Origin of the sequence: Desulfofundulus thermobenzoicus (genome assembly GCF_009428905.1) — a bacterium.
Classification (GTDB): domain Bacteria; phylum Bacillota; class Desulfotomaculia; order Desulfotomaculales; family Desulfovirgulaceae; genus Desulfofundulus_A; species Desulfofundulus_A thermobenzoicus.
Genome location: NZ_WHYR01000080.1, coordinates 1 through 9772 on the forward strand (window position 1 = coordinate 1; position 9772 = coordinate 9772).

At 59.4% G+C, this 9772-nt stretch carries 5 protein-coding genes; all 5 read right to left on the reverse strand.

Annotated elements, in window-relative coordinates:
* Positions 1–287: 287 nt before the first annotated feature.
* The 5 genes from GFC01_RS17160 to GFC01_RS17180 all read right to left on the reverse strand — a co-directional run bounded on the left by GFC01_RS17160 (position 288) and on the right by GFC01_RS17180 (position 9486).
* Complete coding sequence (locus GFC01_RS17160) at positions 288–1676, reverse strand: short-chain fatty acid transporter (RefSeq protein ID WP_152948374.1); 1389 nt, start codon at positions 1674–1676, stop codon at positions 288–290.
* A 421-nt stretch (positions 1677–2097) separates the two neighbouring features.
* Positions 2098–3606, reverse strand: coding sequence for a sigma-54-dependent transcriptional regulator (locus GFC01_RS17165; RefSeq protein WP_207707642.1), 1509 nt, complete (start codon positions 3604–3606; stop codon positions 2098–2100).
* Positions 3607–3643: 37 nt separating this feature from the next.
* Positions 3644–5122, reverse strand: coding sequence for an ATP-binding protein (locus GFC01_RS17170; RefSeq protein WP_152948375.1), 1479 nt, complete (start codon positions 5120–5122; stop codon positions 3644–3646).
* A 266-nt stretch (positions 5123–5388) separates the two neighbouring features.
* Positions 5389–8928 carry a transcription-repair coupling factor gene (gene mfd / locus GFC01_RS17175; protein ID WP_152948376.1) on the reverse strand — a complete coding sequence of 1180 codons (3540 nt, stop codon included), beginning with the start codon at positions 8926–8928 and terminating at the stop codon, positions 5389–5391.
* A gap of 327 nt (positions 8929–9255) precedes the next feature.
* Positions 9256–9486, reverse strand: a complete 231-nt coding sequence (locus tag GFC01_RS17180; RefSeq protein ID WP_152948377.1) for a hypothetical protein — start codon at positions 9484–9486, stop codon at positions 9256–9258.
* Positions 9487–9772: the final 286 nt, after the last annotated feature.

Consider the following 9772-nt stretch of genomic DNA (forward strand, 5'->3'; position numbering starts at 1 on the left):
CCCACAGAGGTTTTTTCATTCCCGTTTGCCCCCTTCACCATACGTTAAGATTTTCCGTACGGCAGGCCCCGTCCCCCCGGGCGGTCCGGGACGGGGCCCAAGAATGCCGTACTATTCCCCTGATTTTGAATATTCGTTATTGGCGCAAAATAATCCTGCCGTCCAGTCAGGTTTAGCGTTAAAACAGGCAAATCCTTAATAGCAGAATCAATGATGTAATAACGCAGTTATTTGCGAAATAAAGACACACTACGTCGGATGAGCGAAACAAGCCCCGCATTACCGGCTTAAAAGGGAACGAAAGTGAGTCCTAAAAGAATCACCACTCCGGTAACCACAAAAACCAGGGTGGTATAGCCCACTATTTCCCGGAAATTCAGCTTGACCACGGTCAGAAAGGGCAGCGCCCAGAAGGGCTGGATCAGGTTGATCCAGTCATTGCCAAAGGCATAGGCGATCACCGTTTTGGCGTGAGGCACCCCCAGCTGCGCGCCGGCGGCAATGATATAGGGGGCTTCCACGGCCCACTTGGATCCGCCGGAGGGGATGAAATAACCCATAATGGCCGAGAGTACGGCCACAAAGGCCGGGAAGGTCTGGGCGGTGGTTACGCTCAAGATCCACCGGGCAAAAACTTCCACCAGACCGGAGAACTTCATCATGCCGAAAATACCGGCATAAAAGGGGAACTGCAAAATGATGCCCCAGGCCGCCGGCGTGGCTTTCTGCATCGCCCGGATCAGGTTGGCCGGGGAACGGTGCAGGAGGATGATCAGCATGAGGAAGATAAAGTTGACCAGGTTGATATCCAGAGACTTTTTGGCTACAAAGAAATGATAGACCAGGTAGACCAGGAACATGGCCGCCATGATATAGGACAAAACCCCCGAATACATCAAACGATCCGCCGGGGTAACCGGGCCGGTGCCCCGGGCCGCTTCCACCACATTTTGCTCCTGCATGGCTTCCGGGTCAACCTCTTCCATGGTGACAACCTGATTTTCTTTTGGTGGGAGCACCTTCCAGAAAAGAAATACAGTAACCAGCACCACCAAAAGCATGGTGATGATGGTATAGGGTACGAACAGGGTCTGGGAAACGGGAATAACCCCCATTTCCTTCACCATGAAATGGTTGCTGGTGGCCACCAGCAGGGGCACCGAACCGGAAAGGCCCACATGCCAGATGATGAAGGTGGCATAGGCTGCCGCCACAATCAGTTTATAGTCTGCTTTAATACCGTTCCTGCTGGCCTGGCGGGCCAGTTCCCGGGCAAACAGGGCGCTGAAAATCAGCCCGAATCCCCAGTTGATATAATAGGCCAGGAAAGTAATCACCACGGCGTAAATGTACACACCGGAAGCGGTGCGGGGAACGGTGGCCATGCGCACCAGCACCCGGTTGACGAAGGGAGTGGTGGCCAGGGCGTAACCGGTAACCACGATCAGGGTCATCTGCATGGCAAATTCCAGCAGCACCCAGAACCCCTTGCCCCAGTCAACCACTAAATCCACCGGACCGGAACCGGTAAAGAGCAAACCCAGGATAAAAGTGACAAAAGTAAGGATTAAGACAATTACATAGGAATCGGGCACATAGCGTTCGGCCATACCCGTCAACCAGCGGGTAAATCCCCGCGGCTGGGTCCGGGAAGCCGGCAGCGGACCGACAGACATAAAAATCCCCCTTTCAAAAGATGCTCAATGTTGCTTCATGTGCCTCTCCCGGCGGAGCGGATTTACCCGGACCACCATATACGGTTTGCGGGCAATGCCGCCGGATTGGAACCACCGGATGACCCGCTCGCAAATCACCCCCCTTCCCCGGGTACCCCAAAAAAAAGAGCAATAATTGTGCCATCCAAAAATATTATGATTTTTTTGACATGACCTGCTGTTTGTGGCCTTTTGCCTTCAGGGGTAATGACCGGCGATATGTTCGCATAACCAAAAAGGGAGCAAAAGTGGCTACTTTTTAGCCACTTTTGCTCCCTTTGTAGCTACCTGGGCAGTCGTTGATCGTAAGTTGCCGGTCCTTTGGGTCGAACAGGTATGGGTAGATCAGGGATTCCTGTCCGCCGGGGCAAGGTCAAATTCCTTAACCGGAACACTTTTCCAGCCCGTAGGCTTCCATTTTGTACTGCAGCGCCCGGCGGCTGATATCCAGGATGCGGGCGGTGCGGGATTTGTTGCCCCCGGTGCGGCGCAGGGCCTCGGCGATAAGCTGGCGCTCCACCTGCTGGATGGCCTGTCTCAATGTGGGCAGGGGGCCTTCCCGGAAACAGGGGGAATCGCAGGCGGCCCGGCCGGCCGCTTCATCCGTATGATGCACGGTTCGCCCGGCGGCGGCATTGCCCCGTTCCCCGCCCGTTCCGGATGTCCTGATTCTTCCCCCACCCGGCCCGCCTTCCCTTCCTTCCATGTATTCCAGGAATTCATCGGGCAGGTGTTCGGGACGGATGACGGGGCCGGAAGCCAGGATCACCGCCCGCTCAATGGTATTTTCCAGTTCCCGGACATTGCCCGGCCAGTGATGGCTTTCCAGCAGGGCCAGGGTCTCCGGCGCCAGCAGCAACGTCCCCTTATTCATCCGGGCGGCATATTTCTGCACAAAGAACTCGGCCAGCAGGGGTATGTCCCCCGCCCTGTCCCGCAGGGGGGGCAGTATAATGTTTACCACGTTCAGGCGGTAAAAGAGATCTTCCCGGAACTGCCCGCTGTGCACCGCCTCCATCAGGTTGCGGTTGGTGGCCGCCACCACCCGGATGTCCACGGGTATGGTGCGCACACCGCCCAGCCGGTCAATCTCCTTTTCCTGCAGTACACGCAATAACTTGGCCTGCAGGGAAAGGGGCAGGTCCCCCACCTCGTCCAGAAAAACCGTGCCCATATGGGCCATTTCCAGCTTCCCGGGCTTGGACCGGGCGGCTCCGGTAAAAGCGCCCCTTTCATAACCAAACAATTCGCTTTCCAGCAAACCTTCGGGCAGGGCGGCACAGTTCACCTTGATCAGGGGCCCCTCCCGGCGCAGGCTGTAATGGTGCAGCAATCCGGCCACAATCTCCTTGCCCGTGCCGCTCTCCCCCTGGATGAGCACCGCGGCGTCGGCGGGGGCCACCCGACCGACAACCTTGAACACCTTCTGCATGGCCGGGCTCTGGCCGATCAGCTGTTCCCCCGGCTGCCCGTCCACCTTCCTTTTCAACCGGTCCAGCTCCCGGGTCAGCCGGCCCACTTCCAGCGCCCGCTCCACCATCACTTCCACTTCGTCCACCAGAAAGGGTTTGGTCACGTAGTCGAAGGCCCCGGCCTTCATGGCTTCAATGGCCGTGCGCACGGTGCCGTAGGCAGTGATCAGGATAAAGGCCGTTTCCTGGCAGTCCGGCTTCATCCGCCGGAACAAATCCAGGCCGTTTTCCCCGGGCATGCGGATATCCAGGATGGCCACGTCCACCTTTTCCCTCTCCAGGCAGGCAGCGGCCTGCAGGCCGTCCTCCACCACCGTCACCCGGTAGCCCCTGGCCTCCAGGACCGTTTGCAGCAGGCGGCGGATACTGGCCTCGTCATCGGCCACTAAAATATGGGGCTGGCACGGCAGGGACATCATCAATGGCACCTCCGTCCGGCAAATATTTGCACCCGTTTTAAATGCCCGGCCGGTTAAAGTCCAGGGGTAAAAAAACGGTAAATGCGCTCCCCTCCCCCGGGCGGGATTCCACCCGGATGTTCCCCCCGTGTTTTTCCACTATCCGCTGGGATACGGGCAGGCCCAGGCCGGTACCCTTCACCCGGGTGGTAAAAAAGGGGTCAAAGATTTTTTCCACCTGTCCGGGATCAATCCCGCAGCCGGTATCGGCAAAGATGGCCTGCACGTGGCTGCCCTCCCGGCGGGTGGTGATGGTCAACCGGCCGCCCCTTTCCATGGCCTGGACGGCATTGAGGCACAGGTTTAAAAAGACCTGTTTCAACTGCTGGCTGTCCCCGTATATCTCAGGCAAATCAGGCGCCAGGGACAGTTTTATTTCCACCCCCGCCCTCTGCACCCGGGGTGAAATAAGGACCACCGTTTCTTCAACCAGCTGGTTGATATCCACGGGCAGCACCCTTCCGTCCCGGGGTCGGGCAAAATTAAGCAACTCTTGAATAATACTTTCAATGCGGATTACTTCATTGACAATAATTTCCGCCTGCTGGTGCAGTTCTTCACCGGGAGGCAGTGCCCGGGCCAGGCACTGGGCAAAACCGCTGATGCCGGTCAGGGGGTTGCGGATTTCATGGGCCAGGCCGGCCGCCAGTTCTCCCACCGCCGCCAGCCTTTCCATGCGGCTCACCTGCTCCTGCAGCGCCTGGCGGGTATCCACCATCCGGTTGATGGCCCCGGCTATCTCCCCCACTTCCCCGGACAAAGGGGTGAAACGGAAGGACGGCTCCCTTTCCAGGCGCACCAGCCCTTCTTTGATCATTTCCACCTTGCGGGCCACATTCCCCGACAGCACCACCGCCCCGCCAACCGCCACCAGCAGGGCCAGCAACAGCACGATATAAAAGGGCCGCAGCATCAACGCCACCTGGTTGCGCACGTCGGCGGTAAAAACATTGGCCCAGATGTAGCCGGTGACCCGGCCGTCCCTTTCAATGGGGATCATGGCGTTGACAATGTCCCCCCGGACCAGGTTGGCAATCTGCACCCGGGGCTCACCGGTGGCCATGACCCTTCTTCCCTCATGGTCGGGGCCGATGGACAGCCCCACCTTATCCTGGTACTGGCTGCTGGGGCCGTAAGTGATAATGGCATCCAGATCCAGGGAATAGTAGCCCACCCCCACCCCGGGATAGGCCGCCGCCACCTCATCGGTGATTCCCGCCAGGGCCCGGTTTAATGCCCGGATTTTGGCCTGCCGGTCCGCCGCGGCGAGCCCCTCCCGGGCCAGCAATTCATCAAAACCGGCCGGCAGGGCCGCATCCAGCTCCCGGGCCACCCCAAAAAGCCACCATTCCTTTTCCTGTAAAATCCCCCGGGAAGCCTGGCGGATCATAAAGTAGCTGGCCGCCAGCAGGGGAACCACGGCCAGGACGATGGTCAGCAGCATGACCTGATAGCGCAGGCGGTGGTAGAAAGCCATTTTTTCCCTTCTCCCGGCGCAAGGTTTTGAAAACAGCTTATTTAATTAATTTTCCGCATTTAAAGAGCATTTCCTGCCGGGAAAAGGGGTATCCAGATCCTTCTAGGAAAGGCGGTGTCCCAGATGCAGAGCCAGGGCCGTACCGCCGGCCAGGTAAAAATCCTGGAGCACACCGGCGCCACTTAATAACCATTACGAATATTATAGCACTTCTTTTAAGCGCAGCGGTAAAAAGCCAAACTCTTTGCCATTGTTTATAAAAGGGTTCAAGCCGCGGGCATTTTACTGGCCTCCTCCAGATCCCGCAGGAAGTTTTCCAGGCCGCCCAGGTAGTCCAGGGGGCTGTCGGGTGTGTTGCGGGTTTTCAGGCGGATTTCAAATTCCTCCCCGCTGCTGGTGAATTTCACCCGGCTGGCGTGTATTTTGCCGATCTGCACCAGTGCTTCGCCGGTCAGACTGTGCCCGGGGGCGAACAGCAGCCGGAAGGCCCCCGGCTGGGTGGAGATGGACTTTATGCCCAGGGAACTGGCCAGCGCCCGCAGGCGGGCCACGGAAAGCAGTGTGCGTACCGGTGCGGGGGGATCACCATAGCGGTCCACCAGTTCGTCCTCCAGATCCAGCACCTGCTCTTCCCTGCGCACCGCGGCCAGGCGGCGGTAGAGATCCACCTTCTGGTTGCCGTCGCGGACATAGGTATCGGGAATGTAGGCTTCCACCGGCAGCTCGATGGAGGTTTCCACCACCTTTTCCGGCGCCTCCCCTTTCAGTTCCCGCACCGCTTCCTCCAGGAGGCGGCAGTACAGGTCAAAGCCCACGGCGGCGATATGGCCGTGCTGTTCCGCCCCCAGCAAGTTGCCCGCCCCCCGTATTTCCAGGTCCCGCATGGCAATCTTGTACCCTGAGCCGAATTCGGTAAACTCCCGGATGGCCGCCAGCCTTTTTTCCGCCATTTCGTTTAATATGCGGTCCCGGCGGAAGGTGAAGTAGGCGTAGGCCAGGCGGTTGGAGCGGCCCACCCGGCCCCGCAGCTGGTAGAGCTGGGCCAGGCCCATATTGTTGGCATCCTTAACTATCAATGTATTAACATTGGGGATGTCCAGGCCGTTTTCAATGATGGTGGTGCAGACCAGCACATCGTAGGCACCGTCCACAAAGTCCAGCATGATCTGCTCCAGCTCCTCTTCCTTCATCTGCCCGTGGGCCACGGCGATGCGTGCCTCCGGCACCAGGGACTGCAGCCAGGTGGCCACCCGGTCCAGGTCCATGATCCGGTTGTGCACGAAATAGACCTGGCCGCCCCGGCCCATTTCCCGCCGGATGGCCTCCCGGATGAGCACCGGGTCCTCCTCCAGCACGTAGGTCTGCACCGGGAAACGGTTTTCCGGCGGGGTTTCCAGCAGGCTGGTATCCCGCACCCCCACCAGGGACATGTGCAGCGTGCGGGGGATGGGGGTGGCCGTCAGGGTGAGCACATCCACGTCCTGCTTTAAGCGTTTTAATTTTTCCTTGTGGGAAACGCCGAAGCGCTGCTCCTCGTCCACCACCAGCAGGCCCAGATCTTTGAAGAACACATCTTCCTGCACCAGGCGGTGGGTGCCGATAACTATGTCCACCTGGCCGGAAGCCAGGCCGGCCAGGACCTGGCGCTGCTCCTTCTGGGTGCGGAAGCGGCTTAAAACCTCGATGGTCACCGGGTAGCCGGCAAAGCGCTCCCGGAAGGTGTTATAGTGCTGCTGGGCCAGGATGGTGGTAGGCACCAGCACGGCCACCTGCTTGCCCTCCATGACCGCTTTGAAGGCGGCCCTCAAGGCCACCTCCGTCTTGCCGTAGCCCACATCGCCGCACAGCAGCCGGTCCATGGGCCGGGGGCGCTCCATGTCCGCCTTTACCTCCTGGATGGCCCGCAGCTGGTCCGGTGTCTCCTGGTAGGGGAAGGCCTCTTCAAACTCCCGCTGCCACGGGGTGTCCGGGGCAAAGGCGTGGCCGGGCAGGGCCTGGCGGGCGGCATACAGGGCCAGAAGCTCATGGGCCATTTCCCGCACCGCTTCTTTGACCCGCCCCTTCACCCGGGACCACTCGCCGCCGCCCAGGCGGGACAGGCGGGGGGCTTCGGCCTCGGCGCCCAGGTATTTCTGGATCAGGCCCACCTGGTCGGTGGGCACGTAAAGCTTATCTTCCCCGGCATATTTGATCAACAGGTAATCCTTTTGCACGCCGCCGATGTTCAGGGAAACCATACCCAGATAGCGGCCGATGCCGTGGTTCACATGCACCACGTAATCGCCCGCTTTTAAATCGGTGAAGGGCTCCAGGCGGTCGCCGGTGCGGGGACGGGAGCGCCGGGCCCTTCTCCACTGCTGCCCGTAAATATCCCTTTCGGTAATCACCGCCAGGCGGGTGGAAACCAGCTCAAAACCGCCGGAAAGGCGGCCGGTGCCAATGGCAATATGGCCCGGGGGAATAATCCTGTCCAGGGAACCGGTGATAAAGGTTTCCACCCCGGCGTCCCGCAATTCGTCCTGCAGCCGCCGGGCCCGGTCCTCGCTGCTCACCAGAAGAACCACGGCATAGCCCGCTTTGCGCCATTGGCGCAGTTCGTCGGCCAGCACGTCCATACGTCCCAGGAAGGCATGCATCCCCCGGGTGGAAAAGTTGACTATCTGGCGGGGATGCAGGTGCTGGGGCTGGCGGGGCAGGAAGGAAAGGTAAAGGGTATTGCGGCGGGCCACCTCCTGTTCCACGTGCCGCCATTCCACATAGCCTTGAAACTGCCCCGGCAAAAGGCGCCCGGCGGCCAGCAGTTCGCTGTAGACCTCTCCCCTTTCTTTAAACAGGCTCTCCGCCAGTTCCCGCAGGCGCAGGGGTTCGTCCACCACCGTCAAGGCGCCGCCGGGCAAATAATCCAGCAGGGTAAAGGCATCCCGGTGGAAATAGGGCACAAACTGCTCCAGTCCCGGGGCGTAAACACCGGCGGTCATTTGCTCCTTTACGCCCTCCACAAACTCCACCAGCCGGTGGCGCACTTCCAGGGTGGCATTTTTGGTAATTTTCTTTAATTGCAGTTGATATTCCGTTTCCAGCACGTCCAGGGCCCGGATGCGGCTCTCCTCGGTGATCACCAGTTCCTGGGCGGGGGTTAAGGTAATTTCTTTACCCTGATCAAAGGAACGCTGGGAGTCGGGGTCAAAAAAACGGATGGAATCCACCTCGTCATCAAAGAACTCTATGCGCACCGGGTTCTCCAGGGTCAGGGGGAAAACATCCAGAATGCCTCCCCTTAAGGCCACCTGTCCCGGCCCTTCCACCATTTCCACCCGTTCATAGCCCAGGGCCACCAGCCGCCGCAGCAACTCCCCCGGCTCCAGGACCTGTCCCAGGGAAAGATCAATGATGGATTGCTTAAATACATCAGGGGGGGACAGGCGGCGCAGGATCGCCTCCACCGGGGCCACCACCACGGCAGGTTCGCCCCGGGAAAGGGCCTCCAGCACCTTCAGCCGCCGGGCCAGGGCTTCCTTCCCGTGGGCCAGGACCTGGTATGGCAAAAGCTGCCATACGGGGAAATGATAGACCGGAACGCCCGGCAGCAGGGCGGACAGGTCCTCCACCATGGTGGAGGCTTCCCCGTCGCCGGCCGTGATGATCAAAGCCGGGCCGCCCAGGTCCTGGATTATCCCGGCGCAGACCAGGCTGCGCTGGGCACCGGACAGGCCGAAAACCAGTTGTTGTGACGGCGATTTTCTGGCTTCCCGGTACAGGTTTTGAAATTCGGCGCTCTGCCGCAACGGTTCCAGCAATCCGCGCATCAACCCAATCCCCTCTGGCCGGCGGGTCTTTTGGCCCCGGGCAATCCGGTTGTCCATTAAATCAGGGCCGGACAGCATAGACCCGCTTTATGGTGTAAAAGGGCATCACAAAAAGAGCTTTAGCACGGCTAAAGCCCTGTTCATGCCGTATATGTATGAAAATTCACGTTCCGGAAAGCACAAACCGGCCCGGATACTTTTTTGTTTTTGCCGGAGACCGGTGTAGACACATTTCCCGGCCCGGGCTGGTGTAAGGTTGCCCGGGGCATCCGGACAATCTTCTTTAGTGCAATAAATAATGAAACTGCGGGCCGTGTCCAAAATACGTCAGTGCAGCAGGGGCGTTCCCGGGTAAAAAATTGTTCCGGAAGGCCCGTATAATGTCTCCCGGCAGTCATCGCACAGGCAGGGCAAATAATATAACCCGTTATCCATTATATCCTGCCGACCTTCCCGCGTCAAGGCAAGGCCCGTACCGTTATTGGCTGCACCCGGCCCCAGCTCTTCCTCCCCGACCACCAGATCACAGCACTCACAGATATAAATTATCCTCACCATCAAAACGTCCTTTCAAGCCCGCCCGACGCATGGACGGTAAATGTTTAGCGACCCCGCCATTGTGTCGATGGTGGCGGTTTTACTGAACAATTACCATGGAAGAACACAAACCCGGCCCTTTCAGCACCGGGCAGACAGGTGATATACCAGGCGGTTCCAGGCCACGTGTACCAGGCAGGCTCCGGCCACCGCCATCCATGGATTACCGGTAAAACGGTACAACCACCAGGTAAGCAAACCATAGAGGCCGTGGGAGGCCACCCCCACCAGCCCGGCCGCCGGGCCC